Raw genomic sequence first — 17,900 nt, 5'->3', positions numbered from 1 at the left:
AAAGTAGAAAGATAAACTAGTAAATAAATTGTATTCAACTACCATCTACCATGGTTCAAATTGGTTCAAGTGCTATCAGTAAAAGTCCAATTTCTTCTATTTACATCCACCTCAAAAGCTGTTAGACTTTGCTGTAAGTGGATTTGACAGCATAGATGTTTGCATATAGTACTTATTTTCGTTTTCAAAACGTTAATCTTTTTATCGAAGATTCGAGATACTCTCTTTTTGGAGAGTGTCTTTTTTCATATCAAATGGTAAGTTTTAGTAATTTTTCATTTTCCGATGTCATAAGGGTACCTTCTTTTATATTTATAAAATTCATGTCTATACGAACAACAATCTAAAATTATTGTACTATACCATGTTTATATAGACAACACAAGGAGGAAATATAAATGAACGAAAATGAAGGTGGTAGAAAAGTGGAAGTGCTAATCAACGATTTATTAGCAGAACGTCAGATGTCTTTAAGAGAACTCGCAAGATTGTCGGGAATTGAGCCATCAAATTTAAGCAATTTGGCAAATGGAAAAAGAAAAAAAATTTATTTAGAACACATTGAAAGGATTGCAGATGCGTTGGAGATTGATGATATCTCGAGGATATTAAAGTTGAGTAGGAATGTCTAATTTCACTGACCCATAGCGGGAGTAAGTGGTTTGGCTGATATTCAGTAGTTTAGCAAGTTGTTCTTGATTCAAGTCTTTGTCTTCGCGTAAGTCGCGAATTCTAGGATACACAAAATCACCCCATATGATAATATTAATACGGTCAAAGAGATTACAGCGTAATAACAAATTGTACACACCCGATTACATTATCCATCAAAAAGCATAAGAAAACATCAAAAAACCATAAATCAATTCTGTTATTAAATCATTTCCCTCAGATTTGGTCTTGCTTTCCAAAACGGGTTTCTATACAATAGAGGGGAATAGAAACCGAATAAAAAAAGGCACCCCGTATCAGAGTTGGCGCTCCGATACGAGGCCTTGAAAAGTCAAACACACTGACTAGTCAAGTTGCCATAGTCAATACCCTAAGGTATCGACCTGTTTATTGTACCTAATATTCTGTTCTTTTTCTAGTAGGAAAAGCAGATTTTCTGGGATTTTATGCAGGATGCCTTATGCTTATTTCGCTATGTCAAAAGGATTGGACAGTCGTCCAATCCTTTTTTTGTGTTTCAGATGGGGAAGTTAAAATAACAGGGGATTGACGCATTCCAATTCTAAAACAGAGTGTCGGCAAGCCTCGGTTTCTATTCGTCTATAAGAGGTTCTGTTGTTTTTAAGGTGGATGTACAGAAAAAATATGCTTGGTATTAGATGCACACGGATAGAAATTTCTGATTTGGTTTTATGATAGCGCTTAATTCATTTTGGATTAGATGATATCACTATGCCAAGAAATAAAAATAACGAGAAGTCAGTTGATTGTCAAACGAAGCACGAAAAACACATCAGGAGGAAGCTATGTTCCAAGAAAAAATATTCAATCCAGCAATACTACATGAAAACCGATTGTCACCTCGAACCAGTTTTTTTAGTTATGAAACGGTCGCAGCAGCTATGCAAGGAGATCCCGAAGCATCTTTTGGATACCAGTCATTAAATGGTCTGTGGGATTTTCATTTGGGTGAGGCAGAAAATCAAATTGTGTATGAACAAAAAATCGAGGTACCTGCTCATTGGCAGTTTCAAGGGCATGGAAAACCAATCTATACGAATGTCCAGTATCCTTTTCCAATTGATCCGCCATTTGTTGCGATGGAGAACCCAACCGCCTTTTATCGAAAAGCATTTATTGTGGAGGACATTGATCTTGAGCATGTGCTTCACTTTGAAGGTGTGGAATCGGTGTTTGAAGTGCATATCAATGATCAGTATGTCGGCTACAGCACCGGCAGTCGCTTGGTCTCTGAGTTTGATATCACACCCTATCTTCAAAAGGGCAAAAATGTGCTTAGTGTAAAGGTCAAGCAATGGAGCGCGATGAGCTATGTCGAGGATCAAGATATGTGGTGGCTTGGCGGAATTTTTAGAGAAGTCTACTTGTTTTCCCGTAAGCCGCAGTCGATCCAAAATGTAACGATCCAAGCAGATTTATGCAATCAATACAAAGATGGCATCTTGGAAGTTTCGCTTTTCTTTAACCCTACAATACCAGAGCAGTTAGAACGTACGATAGAAATCGAATTGCTAGATCAAGAAAATGTAACCGTTTTAAAGAAAGCTGAGAGATGCCACCGAGGAGCAAAAGCGGATTGGACAATCTCCGCAACCATTGAAGAGATAATTCCTTGGAACGCAGAAGAACCATATCTATACCATCTTTTGGTGAAACAGTATCAAGGCGAGGAACTGTTGGAGGTCATTCCGTTCCAAGTCGGCTTTAGACAGATCTCCATAACCGACGGTATTTTCCAAATCAATGGAAAGCGGGTGGTGCTGAAGGGCGTCAATCGCCATGAATGGCATTGTGAGTCTGGCAGAAGTCTGACGGTTGAGACGATGGAACAAGATGTGCAGATGATGAAAGCATTCAATATCAATGCCGTTCGGTGTTCTCATTACCCAGCAGACACAAAGTTTTATCACTTGTGTGATCGTTATGGGCTGTACGTCATTGACGAAGCAGACATTGAAACCCACGGGATGGATATCACCCAAAGGATCAATGAACTGAGCAGTAGTGAGGAATGGTTGCCGACGTATTTAGACCGAGCAAAAAGAATGGTCGAAAAAAATAGAAATCATCCTTCGATCATTTTCTGGTCGTTAGGAAATGAGTCTGGCTTTGGGGAAAACCATTTGAAGATGGCGCAGCTGATCAAAGAATTAGATCCCAGTCGTCTGGTTCATTATGAAGGAGAAGCACGGCACTTGAAAGCCTTGGGAGAATGGCAAGCGTGCCAAGCGTCTGATGTCATTTCGACTATGTATACATCTGTTGGCGAAATGGCAGAACAGGGGGAACGTTCACTAACACAACCGCATATTCTATGTGAATATGGCCATGCGATGGGCAATGGTCCTGGTGGATTGAGCGAATATCTGGAATTGTTTTATCGCTATCCTCGGTTACAAGGCGGCTTTATTTGGGAATGGATCGACCATGGCATCAAGAGTATAGATCACGTTTCTGGTGAAACGTACTACAAGTATGGTGGTGATTTTGCAGAGGAAATCCATGATGGCAACTTTGTGATTGATGGGTTGCTATTTCCAGATCGTACGCCATCGCCAGCATTGTTCGAGTATAAGAAGGTGATTCAGCCTGTCAAAATCACCTTCCAGCTCTCAGAACAGACCTGTCGCATCACTAACCGTTTCGACTTTCGAAATTTAGTGTCTTTACAGCCAGTCCTGCAAATCAAAGAAGACGATCAGGTGATTTTCTTACAAGAGTTGCCAAGAATCGACCTTCTGCCTCAGGAAGAAACGACCATTTCCCTGCCAGAAGAAGCTACGCTGAGCTTAGCAGGAAGAGCACAGGCAGTGGTCACGCTGTTTTTCTTTGAAGAAAGTGCGCCAGATTTTTCTCTAGAACACGCAGTTGCTTGGGAACAAGCCATCATTGATCAACCAGTAAAAAGCGTACACATACCTAAAGCGGATGCCTTTCACTGTTCAGAAACGGCCGATGAACTGAGGATTACTTTGGCTGAGCAAACCTATATTTTTCATAAGAAAACAGGGACCTTGAGCCAGTGGCTTATCGAAGGGCAAGCCTTGCTTACTGAACCGCTTGAAATGAACTTTTGGCGGGCACCGACTGACAACGACTTGTTAGGCAGTGAAGAGTTTGGTTCGGCAAGCATCGCCAAGGAATGGGAAGCGTTTCGCATTCGTCACTTAAAGGAGCGTGTGATCGCGTTTACCTATGAACAGCGCCCTGATGAAATAAAAGTTGAGATTCGCCGCAACAGCATGCCTATTTCCCTCGACTGGGGAATTGACTTGTTCTTTACGTATCGTCTTTCATTGGCAGGCGACATCCGTGTAGCAGTCAAAGGAACCCCGTTTGGCAATGGACCGAAAACCCTACCGCGAATCAGTGTGCAGCTGATGATTGATAAACAACATCAGAATGTTCAGTGGCTGGGACTTGGGCCGCATGAAACCTATCCTGATAGTTGCCAGAGTGGGTTTTTCGATTGGTGGGAAAGAACCGTTCCAGAGATGCACACGCCGTATGTGCGGCCGCAAGAAAATGGCAACCGTATGAAGACCAAATTCTTCCGTTTGTCTAAGTCTTCTGGAGGTGGACTGACTATTTCCAGCAAATCGCTGAATTTTAGTGTGCATCACTACACCCAGAACAATTTGGAACAAGCGACCCATACCAATCAATTAGAAACCAGCGACGCAGTTGCCGTCAACATTGACTATGGGGTGCAAGGATTAGGAAGTGCCAGTTGCGGTCCCGGCATTTTACCGAAGTATTTATTAAAAAATCAGGCATTTGCCTTTGATTTTCAGATGAATTATCAAAAAAAAGTGGAAGGAGCAAAACAATGAAAAAAATAGCTTTATGTATGGCAATGATTGGACTAGGAGGCTTAGCTGCTTGTGGGAATGGCAGCGATACGCCAGAGCGTGAGGGGGGCGAACAAAACGGCGCAGAGGAAATCACCATTTGGGCGTGGGACCCAAAATTCAATATCGCAGCCTTTGAGTTGGCGGAATCATATCATCAAGAAGAAAATCCTGATTTCAAAATCAATGTCACCGAGATTTCCCAACAAGACAGCGTACAAAAAATGAATACCATCTTTAGTTCAGGCAGTACCCAAGGATTGCCTAATATCGTCTTGATTGAAGATTTTCGCGCTCGTAATTTTTTAGAAGTGTTTCCAGAGTATTTCGTTCCATTGACTGAGTATATAAATGTTGACGAGTTTATGGATTACAAAATCGAGGTGTCTTCGATCGATGGCGAGCAGTATGGGATGCCGTTTGATTCAGGGGTAGCAGGCGTTTACTTGCGAAAATCGATCATTGAAGAAGCGGGCTTGGAGCTGTCAGATTTCACCAATATCACTTGGCAAACCTTTAATGAATTGGGGATCCGTGTGAAAGAAGCAACTGGCAAACCATTGCTGTCCATCGATATGAACGATCTAGGACATTTGCGAATGATGATGCATTCCAGTGGTTACTGGTATACCGCGGAGGATGGTGAAACGCCGTTTATTGACGGCAATCCTTCTTTGAAACAAGGGATTGAAGATTTGAAAATGCTGCTTGATTCAGGAGTAATGACAACGCACAATGGCTGGGACCAAATGCTGGCAGGTTTTAACAGCGGCGAAGTAGCAGGCGTTTTACAAGGAAACTGGATCACGCCATCGGTGAAAGCAGAAGAAAGCCAAAGTGGCGATTGGGCAGTCGTTCCAGTACCAAAGCAAGAATCGATCGAAGGTTCAGTCAATGCAACCAATCTCGGAGGCTCGTCAATTTATGTGTTAGATATCGATGGGAAAGAAGAAGCCCTGAGCTATATTGCTGACGTATTCGGCAAAAATATCGCCTTTTACGAAGAGCTGATTCAAACCGTTGGAGCAATCGGTTCCTACGTTCCCGCTTCACAAGGAGATGCGTATCATGCACCAGATCCTTTCTTCGACGATCAGGCTATCTATCAAGATTTCATGAACTGGGCAAATGAAATTCCTTCGGTAAACTTTGGAAAAAACACATATGCGTTGGAAGACATCATGAATCAAGGCTTTTTGGACTATGTCAATGGAGCAGATTTGGATGAAGTCTTAAAAAATACGCAAATGATTGCTGACAATCAATTGAATTAACACGGACTGAGGGGCATGTACGATGAAAAATAAATTATTTTATAAAAAAGGAGTGATCACGGGGTGGCTATTTATTGCTATCCCGACACTCTTAATCTTCTTTTTCTCTTTTTATCCAATGATCCAAGCGTTTCTATTATCCTTGCAATCAGGAAGCGGCACCGGGCTGACCTTTAGCGGACTCGCGAATTATCGGCGGCTGTTTTCGGATCAAACCTTTTTGACAGCCACGAAAAATACCTTGATCTTTTTGGGCTTTCAAGTGCCTGTCATGGTCTTGTTGGCCATGTTCTTTTCCGTCCAGCTCAATCAGAAAACCCTAAAGCTGAAAGGCCTGTTTCGGACGATCATTTTTTTGCCAGCAGTGACTTCATTAGTCGCATACTCCATGGTCTTTAAATCACTGTTTGCAACAAATGGCGTGGTGAACGCCCTTTTAGTGAGACTGTCGATTGTCTCTGAGCCAATCGCCTTTTTCTCCAGTCCCTTTTGGGCAAAAGTCATTATCATTTTAGCCATCACTTGGCGCTGGACCGGCTACAATATGATTTTCTTTTTATCGGCTTTGCAAAATATCGACCCAGCAATTTATGAAGCTGCTAGAATCGATGGTGCTTCTCCGACCAAACAATTTTTTAAAATCACCGTCCCGTTGCTGAAGCCAGTCATTTTATTTTCAGCCGTGACCTCAACGATTGGCACACTGCAGTTATTTGATGAACCGATGAACTTGACCCAAGGGGGCCCAGGAAACGCCACATCAACGATTTCCCAATATATTTATAATCTTTCTTTTCGCTATACACCAGATTTTGGTTACGCCTCTGCAGTTTCCTATGCCATTGTCGTCATGGTCATCTTCTTTTCCATGATCCAATTTAAGATCGGAGGAGAGGACAAATGAAAAAAGTAGGCACATATGTATTTTTGGGTGTTTTTACCATTCTGTTTGCCTTTCCCTTTTATTTCATGTTAGTGAGTATCACCAATCCTACCGTAAATATCATGCAAGGCAAACTATTGCCAAGTACCCATTTGCTAGAAAACTGGCGTAACCTAGTCGCAACCTATGACTTGAAACAAGTATTCTTTAATAGTGCAAGGATTGCGTTGTTACAGACGATTTTATCCGTGACGATCGCTTCGTTGGCCGGCTACGGATTTGAGATCTATCAAAGCCGATTAAAAAATATGCTTTTTAATATTTTGCTTTTGTCGATGATGCTGCCTTTTGCCGCCACCATGATTCCGCTGTTTCGAATGTTCGGCAGCTTTTCAACGACGATTCCTTTTATTGGACTCGATACAGTAGCTTCAGTCATTTTGCCAACATTATCGACCGCATTTCTGATTTTCTTTTTCAGACAAAACACAAAAATGTTTTCCAAGTCACTGCTTGAAGCTGGGCGAATGGATGGCCTTTCGGAGCTAGGCTTGTTTTTCCGAATATACATGCCAACCATGAAAACAACTTATGCGGCAGCTGCCATCATTACCTTCATCAATAGTTGGAACAGCTACCTGTGGCCGTTGATCACCCTTCAATCACCAGAAAAGCAAACCTTTCCTTTGATGATTTCTGCCATCGGCGCCGCCAATAATCCAGATTATGGCTTAATGATGTTAGCAATCGTGATCGCAACCCTGCCAACAATGGTGGTCTTCTTCTCGCTGCAAAAGTATTTTGTGGCTGGGATGTTGGGATCGGTGAAGTAGGGAGAAGCTATATGCGAGAAACTACTAGCTCATCGTTAGAAAATTTGATTCCTTGAAATAATTTCTGTGTATCGATTTGGAGTAAATTCACAATTTTTGTGAGTTTACTCTTTTTCTCTAATTTCTTTCAGTTGGCGGATGAAAAGTGAATACTCCTAATTCCTGCATTTTTTTTCAATCCTGATTGGCGATCTTAGTTTTCCAAGATTCCCCTATAAAGCTCATCTAACAGCTCCTAACCTTATATACATTTACATATCTAACTCTTATCTTTTCGCTTTTAGTTAGTTAAAAAGCAAAAAATAAATGTGAATCCGAGCTATTTTTAAATAATTAACTAGATAATCTTCCGATTGGAACGGTTAAACAGTGAATGATTGTTAGAATATAGATTAGGGAATGCAAGTTGTGATAAGTAAACTCATAAAAGAAGAATGCTAGAAAAGTAGAGAAAAAATAGGATTAATGAAATAATCGAGATCCTTATTTTTTAACAATTTTCGAAAACCATAAATGAATTGAAGGAAGCTTAGTGTGGGTGAAAGAATAATTACAAAAAAATATTGACTTAAAAAAATGGCTATGGTAATCTATAAACGAAAATAGTGGGAACGTTTCCAAAATGCATCTTCGTTAAATTTTTATTTTTTTAAACGAAAATGGAAACGTTTCTAAAATGTATTGGGAGGAGATTGAATTGGAAAAGACATTGGGACCAGGTGGTGAGATAAGGGCGGCACAACGGGATAAAAAAAATATCTCGAAGTGGGAAAAATTAAAGAAACAGTTGCGGCGTGATAAGTGGATGTACTTGTTGCTCTTACCAGGTATCATCATGACGTTTATCTTTAAGTATGTGCCAATGTACGGTGCTGTGATTGCATTTAAAGACTATAATCCTATGCTAGGAATTTTGGAAAGTCCTTGGGTAGGACTAGATCACTTTAGGGAATTTATCAGTTCACCAAATTTTACGCTTTTGCTAAGCAACACATTAAAAATTAGCATTTATGGTTTATTGTTAGGTTTTTTTCCACCAATTATTTTAGCACTGAGCTTGAATCAAATTATCAATAAAAAAATAAAACAGAAAATCCAGTTGATTCTATATGCGCCGAATTTTATCTCAGTAGTTATTATCGTGGGGATGCTGTTTTTGTTCCTATCCGCAAATGGACCTATTAATGGGTTAGTAGAAAAGGTTACGGGGCAACCAATTATGTTCATGTCTAATCCAGCTTATTTCAGAACGATTTATATTTTATCGGGAATTTGGCAAGGAATCGGCTGGTCATCCATTCTTTACACCGCAACACTGGCGGGAGTCAGTACCGATTTATATGAGGCAGCAAATATCGATGGGGCAAATATTTTACAAAAGATTTGGCATATCGATTTGCCTGCATTGAGGCCTGTGATGGTGATCAGCTTCATCTTGGCCGCCGGCGGTATTATGAATGTAGGATATGAAAAAGCCTACTTGATGCAAACTTCAATGAACATCCCTGCATCAGAAATCATTTCCACTTATGTATACAAAGTCGGCTTGCAATCAGGTGATTATGCCTACTCTGCTGCTGTTGGTCTGTTCAATATGATTATTAATGTCGTTTTATTACTGATTGTCAACAATATAACCAAGCGGCTAAACGATGGTCAAGGCTTGTAATGAAAGGAGAAAATTATGAATAGTGCTTTATCAAAAATCGACCGTCAAATCTTATGGTTGAATCGAGTGATTGTAACTTTTTTAGTCGTCATCACCATTGTTCCGCTGATTTATGTACTGGTAGCTTCTTTTATGGACCCAGCTACTTTGATCAATAAAGGTATAAGCTTCAATCCGAAAGATTGGACAATACAAGGATATCAGCGGGTACTTGCAGATGACTCCATTTTACGCGGTTTTATAAATTCGTTGTTTTACTCTTTTAGCTTCAGCTTATTGACTGTATTTATTACGATGATCACTGCGTATCCTTTGTCTCGACCTAATTTGGCTGGCAAAAAGATTATTATGACTTTTTTTGTCATTACAATGTTCGTTGGTGGCGGCTTGATACCTACCTATTTATTGGTAAAGAACTTGGGCATGTTAGATAGTGTATGGGCGATTATCGTACCAGGTGCTATAAATGTGTGGAATATTATCTTAGCCCGTACCTATTTTAGTGCTTTGCCAAAAGAACTTTCTGAAGCTGCTACTATCGATGGCGCCAATGACTTGCAAATACTGTTCAAAGTCATGCTTCCATTAGCTAAACCAATTATGTTCGTATTGTTTTTATATGCCTTTGTTGGGCAATGGAACTCATATTTTGATGCCATGATTTACATCAAAGATCCCGACTTACAGCCGTTGCAACTCGTATTAAGAAATATTTTGATCCAAAACCAACCCTCACAAGACATGGTGGGAGCCAATACTGCCATGGCAGAAATGAAACAAATTGCTGAGTTGATCAAATACGCAACGATCGTCATTTCTAGTCTGCCATTAATCATAATGTATCCTTTTTTCCAAAAATATTTTGATAAAGGTGTTTTAGTTGGTTCTGTTAAAGGGTAAGAATTGTTCACTATTTGTATGAATAAAAATTATAAAGGAGATTTTAAGATGAAAGCAAAATGGATGCTGCCAATCGTTTTTACTTCCGTACTAATTTTGGGGGCTTGTGGAGGCTCAAAAGAAAAGAGTAAATCAAGCCCTGATTATGAACTAGAAAATGTCTCTTTTCCATTGAAAGAAAAAGTATCTTTAAAAATGATGTCTCAAAGTGCCCCTTTGGCTCCCAATGATCCTAATGACAAATTGATTTTCCAACGATTAGAAGAAGAGACCAATCTCCATATTGATTGGACAAACTACAGTAGTGATTTTGCCGAAAAAAGAAATTTGGATATCGCTAGTGGTGATTTACCAGATGCCATCTTCAACGCCGCTGCAGGTGACTATGATTTATTAAACTGGGCGGAAAGTGGTGTTATTGTACCGATTGAAGATTTGATCGAAGATTATATGCCAAATCTGAAGAAAATTTTTGATGAAAACCCCGAATACCGACAAATGTCTACTGCACCTGATGGTCACATTTACTCTATGCCTTGGATTGAAGAATTAGGCGAAGGAAAAGAGTCGATTCATACAGTAAATGGGATGGCTTGGATCAACAAGGAGTGGTTGGATAATTTGGGTCTTGAAATGCCGCAAACCACTGATCAGTTGATGACTGTGTTGGAGGCTTTCAAGACGCAAGATCCAAATGGTAATGGTGAAGCAGATGAAATTCCTTTTAGCTTTATTAACAATGGAGGAAACGAAGACTTAAAATTTTTAATGGGGGCATTCGGTCTAGGTGATAATGATGACCACTTAGTCGTTGATAACGATGGCCAGGTACAATTTACTGCTAACAAAGAAGGGTATAAAGAAGCCATCAAATATTTCAATGAAATGAATAATAAAGGTCTTATTGATAAAGAGGCTTTCGAACAAGATTGGAATACGTATGTTGCCAAAGGGAAAGAACATAAGTATGGCGTGTACTTTACTTGGGATAAAGCAAATATCACGGGTGCAGATGATAGTTATGACGTCTTGCCAGTCTTAGCGGGACCAGATGGAACGAAACACGTTACTCGTACGAATGGCATGGGTTTCTCAAGAGATCGTTTCGTAATTACTAGTGCGAATAAGAACTTGGAACTTACAGCTAGGTGGATAGATAAAATGTATGAACCGTTACAGTCTGTCCAAAATAACTGGGGAACCTACGGTGATGAAGCACAGGCGAATATTTTTGAATTAAAGGATGATATGTTAAAACATTTGCCTTTAGAGGGGACAGCACCGGGGGAACTAAGACAAAAAACCGAAGCTGGAGGACCATTAGCAGTTCTTGATTCTTATTACGGCATAGTCACTACTATGCCAGATGATGCGAAGTGGCGTTTAGATTTGATGCATGACACGTATTTGCCATATATTACAGAAGACAATATCTATCCGCGTGTCTTTTTAGAAAAAGAAGAAACAGATCGATTAGCAAAAATTGAAACAGATATGTGGGATTACATCTATCGCAAAAGAGCAGAGTGGATCACCGGCGGTAAAATCGATGAAGAATGGGAAGAATACCTTGCTGAATTGGAACGTGTAGGTTTGGAAGAATGGATTCAAATAAAGCAAACTGGCTATGATAATTTTTTGAAGGGAGCACAATAAGTGTTAGTAGAAGAAACGGCGATTTTGGATAAAGCAAATCGATTTATTGAAATGATGCGAGGAAAAGTTAACCCTCAGTATCGACAAAACTATCATTTTTCCGCACCCATTGGGTGGATAAATGACCCCAATGGGTTTATATATTACAAAGGGCATTACCATCTCTTCTATCAATACTATCCTTACGATAGTCGATGGGGGCCTATGCATTGGGGACATGCGCGTAGTAGTGATTTGGTCCATTGGGAAGATCTACCAGTAGCGTTAGCCCCAGATCAACCTTATGACAGCGGCGGGTGTTTCTCAGGAAGTGCAATTGAAAGAGACGGAAAACTATATTTATTTTATACAGGCTGTCAAGAAATTGATGGTATTAGCCATCAGCATCAATGTTTGGCGGTCTCTGAAGATGGTATTCATTTTAGCAAATACAATGGTAATCCTGTGGTAGCAGAAAAACAGCTAGGTGAAAATGGGCTGATACAAGAATTTCGTGATCCTAAAGTAATTGTTCACAACGATGCTTACTATATGGTAGTAGCTACTAAATCTACACAGTCTACTGGTAGAATAGTGATGTTTCAATCGTCAGATTTGTATACTTGGCACTTTTACTCTGTGTTGCTAGAAGGGACTTTAGAGCAAGGAATAATGTGGGAATGTCCTGATTTATTCCATTTAGACGGACGAGATGTCTTAATCATGTCACCGATACAAATCAAGAAGAACGGACTGGAATATCATAATATCAGTTCTACCATGGCTTGTATTGGTGAGGTAGACTGGGAAACAGGTCAGATGATAGTTGATAATTTCCATGAAATGGATTTTGGAATGGATTTTTATGCACCACAAACAACAACAGATCCTAATGGTGGACGGGTGATGATTGCTTGGATGCAGATGTGGGATCGTACATTGCCTACACATGAGTTAGGCCATCTTTGGGCAGGCTCTATGAGTTTGCCCCGAGAGTTAAGAGTGAAAAAAAATCGATTGGTACAAAAACCCATCTCAACTGTATATAGTCATTTAGTTTATCAACAAGGCAGTGAAAATATCGCAGTGACTGACACATCAGTCGTATTTCGAAACGCACTGTCGGATTCTTCATATTTACATCTAGTCGCAGATTTGGAGAAAGCAGAAGTTTTTACAATTGAATTACTGCGGTCTAAGACGGATTGTCTCAAACTAACTTATGACACTGCTAAACAGGTTTTTGAATTGGATCGTCAGAAACTAGGAAGAGAGCTTACAGGGGCGGAAGAAGACCCTCTGAATGTCCGAAAAGTTGAAGTACCTTTGATTGATAATCAGCTCGTTCTTGAGATTTTTAGAGATACCTCATCAGTTGAAGTCTTTATTAATGGGTTAGAAGTTATGACGGCTACTTTCTATGAGCTGGAAAAAGCTCGAGATATCTTGTTTCATTCGATTGGAGAAAGTCGTATTCAAGCTTTTGAAACAGCGAGTGTGAAATAAATGTTTGATTGCTTAGGCGATGTATCAATTATTTAATAGGTTTTGAAGGATAATGTTTTTAGAAAAGAACAGATAGCTAGATTTCCCATGGCTTTGCTATTAGTATTTTGAAAAAATTAGTAATTTATGACAAAATTCATTATACTAAACTTGTGCAGAAATGTGAGGGATCAACTATGAAAGCAACAATGAAAGATGTCGCAAAATTAGCAGGTGTCGGAGTAGGAACTGTTTCCCGGGTATTGAATAACGGTTCTGTTAAAGCTTCTACTAGAGAAAAAGTTGAAGCAGCAATGACAGAGTTAAACTATCAACCAGATTTTTATGCCCGGGGGTTAAAGATGAAGCATACGAACACGGTTGCTTTGATTCTACCCACTGTATGGCATCCATTTTTTGGCGAATTTGCCTACCATGTAGAAACAGCATTAGAAAGACAAAACTACAAGCTTTATTTGTGTAACTCCAGTGGTAATAGTGAAAAAGAACAAGAATATATCCAGATGGTCAGCCAAAATAAAGTAGACGGCATCATTGGAATTACTTATTCAGATATCGATGAATACATTTCGAGTAATCTGCCTTTTGTTAGTATCGACCGTTATTTCACTGAAGAGGTGATTTATGTGACCGCTGACAATGCGGCCGGTGGACGTTTGGCTGCAAATGAACTTTATCGCCGAGGATGTCAGAATGTAGCATATATCGGTGGGTACCAAGAAACACCGAATGAAACGAAGAGTCGTCGAAAATATTTTGAGATCGAGTGCCGTCAACTGGGGATTTCCTATAAAGCGTTAGATATGTTAGAACCTTTAGACCATCTCTCAGAACGTGTAACAAATTTTTTGTTAGAGAATCCCGATATCGATGGGATTTTTACGATCAACGATCCGATGGCATTAGCTGTCATTGGTATGCTTGAAAAAATAGGGAAAAACGTACCAGAGGATGTACAAGTTATCGGATTTGATGGTCAAAAGATGACAGAAGGAGACCCTTATCTCGTATCAACAATTGCCCAACCTACAAAGCAAATGGCGGAAGTGGCAGTGGCAAAATTAATTGCTGTCATTAATGGAGAGACAGTAGAAAAACGTACCGTATTGCCGATTGAATTTGGCGAAGGTGGCACAACGAAACCTTTAGTGAGAAACGATTTTGCTTAGTGCAAATACGTTTCTTTTTTTGAAAATGAGTGAATGAAAGGTGTAGATAAAATGTTATATGGTGGAATAGAAGCCGGTGGAACAAAGTTTGTCTGTGGGATTGGTAATGAACAATTACAAGTGATAGAACGGAAAAGTTTTCCTACCACAACACCAGAAGAAACGATGAAGCAAGTGTTTGATTTCTTTGATAAGTACAAAGGAAATATCGCATCAATTGGTGTAGGAGCATTTGGGCCTATTGATATTCAAATCGAATCAAGAACTTACGGATATATCACCAACACACCGAAGTTAGCTTGGCAAAATTATCATTTTGTCGGAGCTTTGGAAAACGCCTTGTCGGTTCCCATCTATTGGACTACCGATGTAAATGCTGCTTGTTATGGAGAATATATGGCAGGTTATGGAAAAGGTAAAAATAGTGTTCTGTATTACACCGTTGGTACTGGTGTTGGTGGTGGTGCTGTAGTGGGTGGGAAAATAGTCGCAGGTTTCAGTCATCCTGAAATGGGACATATGCTCTTACAACGTCATAATGAAGATCAATTTGAAGGAATCTGTCCTTTTCATCATGATTGTTTGGAAGGGTTAGCCTCAGGACCCGCGATTGAAAAGCGCTTTGGAAGAAAAGCCCAGACCATTTCATTTGATCATCCTTATTGGACGATTGAGGCAGATTATCTTGCTCAGTGTGTGTATAACACAACGTTACTATATGCACCGGAAGTAATAATTTTAGGTGGGGGTGTAATGAAACAGCCGCAACTACTCGAGTTGATTCGCCAAGCGTTTAAAGAAAAAATGGGTTCCTATGTGGATACCCCTACTCTCGAAGAATACCTACTAACTCCAATGCTTGCTGACGATGCAGGATTGATCGGCTGCTTAGCTTTAGCAATAAAGAAGTTGGAACAATAGCAGCATGTTAAAGAACATGTGAAATAGTTTTTATAACAGTTAGGATAGATAAAAAAGGTTAACTAAAATGAGAGCTAGAAAAAAGGATAGCTAATAATAGATGTTCATATGTATCTTTTACGTAATCGAATATTGCAAATAAGAATTTTTTCTTTCGTTCTCCCCTTCAGTTATATTGTTGTCTAGCTGCCTCAAAATTACTTCTTAGTGCTTGGTTTTTTTCTATTAGCCCGAGCAAAGAAAAAGGAAACAGAATGTCTTATTAAAGCCAATTAGGCCTACGCCTAATTGGTTTTCTATATTCCTGTTCTAATTGTGTTTGGGTGGGATGAATATCCTTTTTATTAATAATAGTGACGGTGTAATGAACTGTTTTGCTAACGGTAAAGATTCAACTTTCTACAAACGCGAACATCCTTTGAATTTGATTTACTAAAAGCTGGGTAGCTTCTCATCAGTCATTCTCTTCATTGGGGTTAATAAAGTGTTGTCAGTCATCCTGCCCTATTCTCAACAAGTACCTGCCTAATGCCTTCTTCAAACGTTGTGATCTTAAAATGAGGAAATGCCTTTTTGAATTTATCAGAGACAAAAAGATTATCCACCGTGTATCTAGGTAATAACTCACTTAGTTCGCGCGCGTTTTTACTGAATAGCTTAGCAAGTTTAAATTGCCACAAAGGAATGACACGGTATTTCAATGGTTTGCCTTCAATTTTTTCGGCGAGATCGATCATGTCTTGGAAACTATGAGGTGTATCACAGGGCAAATGCCAAGTCTGGCCATAGGAACTAGGCGTATTTCCGATAAGGGCCATTGCTCGGCTAGCATCAGGTGTCCATATAAGTGTGCGTAAAGTGTCCTTATTGACAGGTATTTTGACGGGAGCATTGTGGACTATATTGTTTAAGACGAGTGTATTGGTAATGCTCTGGGTCTTGCCTGGGCCGTAAAACTCGGGGGCTCGACAAATCACCGCATCTAAACGGCCACTTTCCATCTCGGATAAAACCAATTGAGCCATTTTAGAGCGTACGAGGGACTTCCTGCCTGCTGGAGAAAATGGCGTGTCTTCCTTTTGGGGGTACGATCCTTTGGATACATATAAGTATTATCAAAAAAAACCAGTTTGCTCTGTGCTTCTTGGCAAGCGCGGATGACATTTTCTGTGATTTTCATAAAATTGGTTTCCCACAGCTCAGCATCCATCGGTAACCCAACAGTGAAGTAAACAATCTCACTATGTTCAATCGCTTTTTTCGTTTGCGAAAAGTCCATCAAATCTGCGGAAACGATCTGATCTGTAGGATTGATTTTTTGAGGCTTCCGGCTAACTAGCCGAAGCTCATTTGTGTAATTTTTGTATAGTTCTTTTGCTAGTTCATAGCCGATTTGTCCATTGCTTCCTAAAATTGTTTGCATGACTGTACCTCCTCAAGATATAGTTTTGCTACAGCACGTACAGAAAAAGGATTTTGGCCAGTGATGATCCGCCCATCTTTTAGGGCAAATGCTTTATAAAAGCGTCTTTTTTTGAATTGAGCGTTTCTTTCTTCTGCGGCGGTTTGATTAAAGAAAGGAACTTTGTTCATTTTCCCAGCGAGAAATTCTTCGGTTTTCGTAAATCCTGTGATTTTTTTTCCAGAAATCAAAAAGCTTCCTTCTCTATCTTTTATATTTAGTAAACCAGCGATTCCGTGGCAAACAGATAAAATATACCCATTGTTTTCATAAATGGCTAAAGCGAGTTCTTGCAGCTCTTTATTATCAGGAAAATCCCACATGACACCATGCCCTCCGGTAAAATAAATCGCATGGTAGTCATTTGGATTTACTTCTGCGGGTTTTTTCGTTTGAATCAAGCCGTTTTGAATGAAATTTTCTTCCAGATAAATGTTCATAATGGCTTGATCTATATATTTCATGCTTCTTGGATCTAGAGGAACAAAGCCTCCTAATGGACTTACGAAATCAACGTCAACCCCTTGTTGATAGACCTCATCTAGAAACTCGGCACTTTCTCCTAACCAAAGTCCGGTAGCCTCGTTCGTGCCAGCATATTTTTGAATGTTTGTTTCAACAACTAATACTTTCTTCATGACTGGTCCCTCTCGTTCATAATGTGAATGACTTTCGTTAAAAAGGATTGGAGTTTTTTTATTTCTGTTTGCTCATGATCGAGATAGTAATAATTTTTTGTTCCTTCTTGTCTGAAATTCACGATTTTGGCTTCTTTTAAGATTTTCAAATGATGTGAAATGGCGGGTCTAGATAAATTGGTGGCCTCTAATAAGGAAGTGACCTGTAAGCCAGCACAATTTTCCGCTTCTAGCAACCGAATGATGATAGCTTGTCTTTTTTTGTCACCTAGCGCGATTAAAAAATCACTTAACTCAGAAAAATCTTGTTGCAGATTGGCATAATCTATCATAATTGTCTCTCCATTATCGTTTAAAAGTTTAAACCATTAAACCATTCAAAGGAGATTTTTGCAATGAAAGAAGCTCGAGAGCATTCCTCTTCTCCACCATCGCTAAGGAGATTAGAATGTTCTGTAAGCAAATA

At 39.6% G+C, this 17,900-nt stretch carries 13 protein-coding genes and 2 pseudogenes; 11 read left to right on the top strand and 4 right to left on the bottom strand.

Annotated features, from left to right (window positions below):
• Nucleotides 1-398: 398 nt before the first annotated feature.
• The gene (locus tag IGJ12_RS16415; protein WP_422708970.1) at nucleotides 399-632 is read left to right on the top strand and encodes a helix-turn-helix domain-containing protein; all 234 of its coding nucleotides are present in this window, start codon (nucleotides 399-401) and stop codon (nucleotides 630-632) included.
• Here IGJ12_RS16415 and IGJ12_RS16410 read toward each other — a convergent pair.
• Nucleotides 615-743: pseudogene (locus IGJ12_RS16410) on the bottom strand (helix-turn-helix transcriptional regulator); the annotation flags it as partial. The gene IGJ12_RS16415 and the pseudogene IGJ12_RS16410 overlap by 18 nt on opposite strands.
• 735 nt (nucleotides 744-1,478) lie before the next feature.
• Here IGJ12_RS16410 and IGJ12_RS16405 point away from each other — a divergent pair.
• From IGJ12_RS16405 to IGJ12_RS16360, 10 genes are all read left to right on the top strand, one after another.
• Nucleotides 1,479-4,526 carry a glycoside hydrolase family 2 TIM barrel-domain containing protein gene (locus IGJ12_RS16405; RefSeq protein WP_430619200.1) on the top strand — a complete coding sequence of 1,016 codons (3,048 nt, stop codon included), beginning with the start codon at nucleotides 1,479-1,481 and terminating at the stop codon, nucleotides 4,524-4,526.
• Entirely contained in the window at nucleotides 4,523-5,818 is a 1,296-nt protein-coding gene (locus tag IGJ12_RS16400) for an ABC transporter substrate-binding protein (RefSeq protein WP_430619199.1), read from the top strand. Before IGJ12_RS16405 ends, IGJ12_RS16400 begins: the two co-directional genes overlap by 4 nt.
• A 22-nt stretch (nucleotides 5,819-5,840) precedes the next feature.
• On the top strand, nucleotides 5,841-6,722 hold the full coding sequence (locus IGJ12_RS16395) for a carbohydrate ABC transporter permease (protein WP_015510593.1): 882 nt from the start codon (nucleotides 5,841-5,843) through the stop codon (nucleotides 6,720-6,722).
• Nucleotides 6,719-7,534 carry a carbohydrate ABC transporter permease gene (locus IGJ12_RS16390; RefSeq protein WP_008381786.1) on the top strand — a complete coding sequence of 272 codons (816 nt, stop codon included), beginning with the start codon at nucleotides 6,719-6,721 and terminating at the stop codon, nucleotides 7,532-7,534. Before IGJ12_RS16395 ends, IGJ12_RS16390 begins: the two co-directional genes overlap by 4 nt.
• Before the next feature lie 676 nt (nucleotides 7,535-8,210).
• Nucleotides 8,211-9,203 carry an ABC transporter permease gene (locus IGJ12_RS16385; protein ID WP_269924479.1) on the top strand — a complete coding sequence of 331 codons (993 nt, stop codon included), beginning with the start codon at nucleotides 8,211-8,213 and terminating at the stop codon, nucleotides 9,201-9,203.
• A 15-nt stretch (nucleotides 9,204-9,218) separates the two neighbouring features.
• Nucleotides 9,219-10,103 carry a carbohydrate ABC transporter permease gene (locus tag IGJ12_RS16380; protein ID WP_008381795.1) on the top strand — a complete coding sequence of 295 codons (885 nt, stop codon included), beginning with the start codon at nucleotides 9,219-9,221 and terminating at the stop codon, nucleotides 10,101-10,103.
• A gap of 48 nt (nucleotides 10,104-10,151) precedes the next feature.
• Nucleotides 10,152-11,759, top strand: a complete 1,608-nt coding sequence (locus IGJ12_RS16375; protein ID WP_275626481.1) for an ABC transporter substrate-binding protein — start codon at nucleotides 10,152-10,154, stop codon at nucleotides 11,757-11,759.
• Entirely contained in the window at nucleotides 11,760-13,244 is a 1,485-nt protein-coding gene (locus IGJ12_RS16370) for a glycoside hydrolase family 32 protein (protein WP_081119359.1), read from the top strand.
• 176 nt (nucleotides 13,245-13,420) lie between these two features.
• Entirely contained in the window at nucleotides 13,421-14,413 is a 993-nt protein-coding gene (locus tag IGJ12_RS16365) for a LacI family DNA-binding transcriptional regulator (protein WP_002323463.1), read from the top strand.
• 51 nt (nucleotides 14,414-14,464) lie between these two features.
• A complete protein-coding gene (locus tag IGJ12_RS16360) occupies nucleotides 14,465-15,334 on the top strand; it encodes an ROK family protein (protein ID WP_042890387.1) in 870 nt (289 codons plus the stop codon).
• Nucleotides 15,335-15,828: 494 nt separating this feature from the next.
• On the opposite strand, the pseudogene IGJ12_RS16355 reads toward IGJ12_RS16360, so the two are convergent.
• From IGJ12_RS16355 to IGJ12_RS16345, 3 genes and pseudogenes are all read right to left on the bottom strand, one after another.
• Nucleotides 15,829-16,757 (bottom strand): annotated as a pseudogene (locus tag IGJ12_RS16355) (NAD-dependent epimerase/dehydratase family protein).
• Complete coding sequence (locus tag IGJ12_RS16350; protein ID WP_008381806.1) at nucleotides 16,742-17,434, bottom strand: type 1 glutamine amidotransferase domain-containing protein; 693 nt, start codon at nucleotides 17,432-17,434, stop codon at nucleotides 16,742-16,744. Before IGJ12_RS16350 ends, IGJ12_RS16355 begins: the two are co-directional and overlap by 16 nt.
• Nucleotides 17,431-17,766 carry an ArsR/SmtB family transcription factor gene (locus IGJ12_RS16345; RefSeq protein WP_077454166.1) on the bottom strand — a complete coding sequence of 112 codons (336 nt, stop codon included), beginning with the start codon at nucleotides 17,764-17,766 and terminating at the stop codon, nucleotides 17,431-17,433. The genes IGJ12_RS16350 and IGJ12_RS16345 overlap by 4 nt, the downstream gene beginning before the upstream one ends.
• Between the last annotated feature and the right edge of the window lie 134 nt (nucleotides 17,767-17,900).

The organism is Enterococcus sp. DIV0802b, assembly GCF_050543535.1.
GTDB classification, from domain to species: domain Bacteria; phylum Bacillota; class Bacilli; order Lactobacillales; family Enterococcaceae; genus Enterococcus_D; species Enterococcus_D entomosocium.
This window is presented reverse-complemented; position numbering and strand designations above follow the sequence as displayed.

Bases quoted from the DNA above. Each gene is read 5' to 3' on its own strand.
- IGJ12_RS16415 (WP_422708970.1), top strand. From the start codon at position 399: ATGAACGAAAATGAAGGTGGTAGAAAAGTGGAAGTGCTAATCAACGAT.
- IGJ12_RS16405 (WP_430619200.1), top strand. From the start codon at position 1,479: ATGTTCCAAGAAAAAATATTCAATCCAGCAATACTACATGAAAACCGA.
- IGJ12_RS16400 (WP_430619199.1), top strand. From the start codon at position 4,523: ATGAAAAAAATAGCTTTATGTATGGCAATGATTGGACTAGGAGGCTTA.
- IGJ12_RS16395 (WP_015510593.1), top strand. From the start codon at position 5,841: ATGAAAAATAAATTATTTTATAAAAAAGGAGTGATCACGGGGTGGCTA.
- IGJ12_RS16390 (WP_008381786.1), top strand. From the start codon at position 6,719: ATGAAAAAAGTAGGCACATATGTATTTTTGGGTGTTTTTACCATTCTG.
- IGJ12_RS16385 (WP_269924479.1), top strand. From the start codon at position 8,211: ATGTATTGGGAGGAGATTGAATTGGAAAAGACATTGGGACCAGGTGGT.
- IGJ12_RS16380 (WP_008381795.1), top strand. From the start codon at position 9,219: ATGAATAGTGCTTTATCAAAAATCGACCGTCAAATCTTATGGTTGAAT.
- IGJ12_RS16375 (WP_275626481.1), top strand. From the start codon at position 10,152: ATGAAAGCAAAATGGATGCTGCCAATCGTTTTTACTTCCGTACTAATT.
- IGJ12_RS16365 (WP_002323463.1), top strand. From the start codon at position 13,421: ATGAAAGCAACAATGAAAGATGTCGCAAAATTAGCAGGTGTCGGAGTA.
- IGJ12_RS16360 (WP_042890387.1), top strand. From the start codon at position 14,465: ATGTTATATGGTGGAATAGAAGCCGGTGGAACAAAGTTTGTCTGTGGG.
- IGJ12_RS16350 (WP_008381806.1), bottom strand. From the start codon at position 17,434: ATGAAGAAAGTATTAGTTGTTGAAACAAACATTCAAAAATATGCTGGC.
- IGJ12_RS16345 (WP_077454166.1), bottom strand. From the start codon at position 17,766: ATGATAGATTATGCCAATCTGCAACAAGATTTTTCTGAGTTAAGTGAT.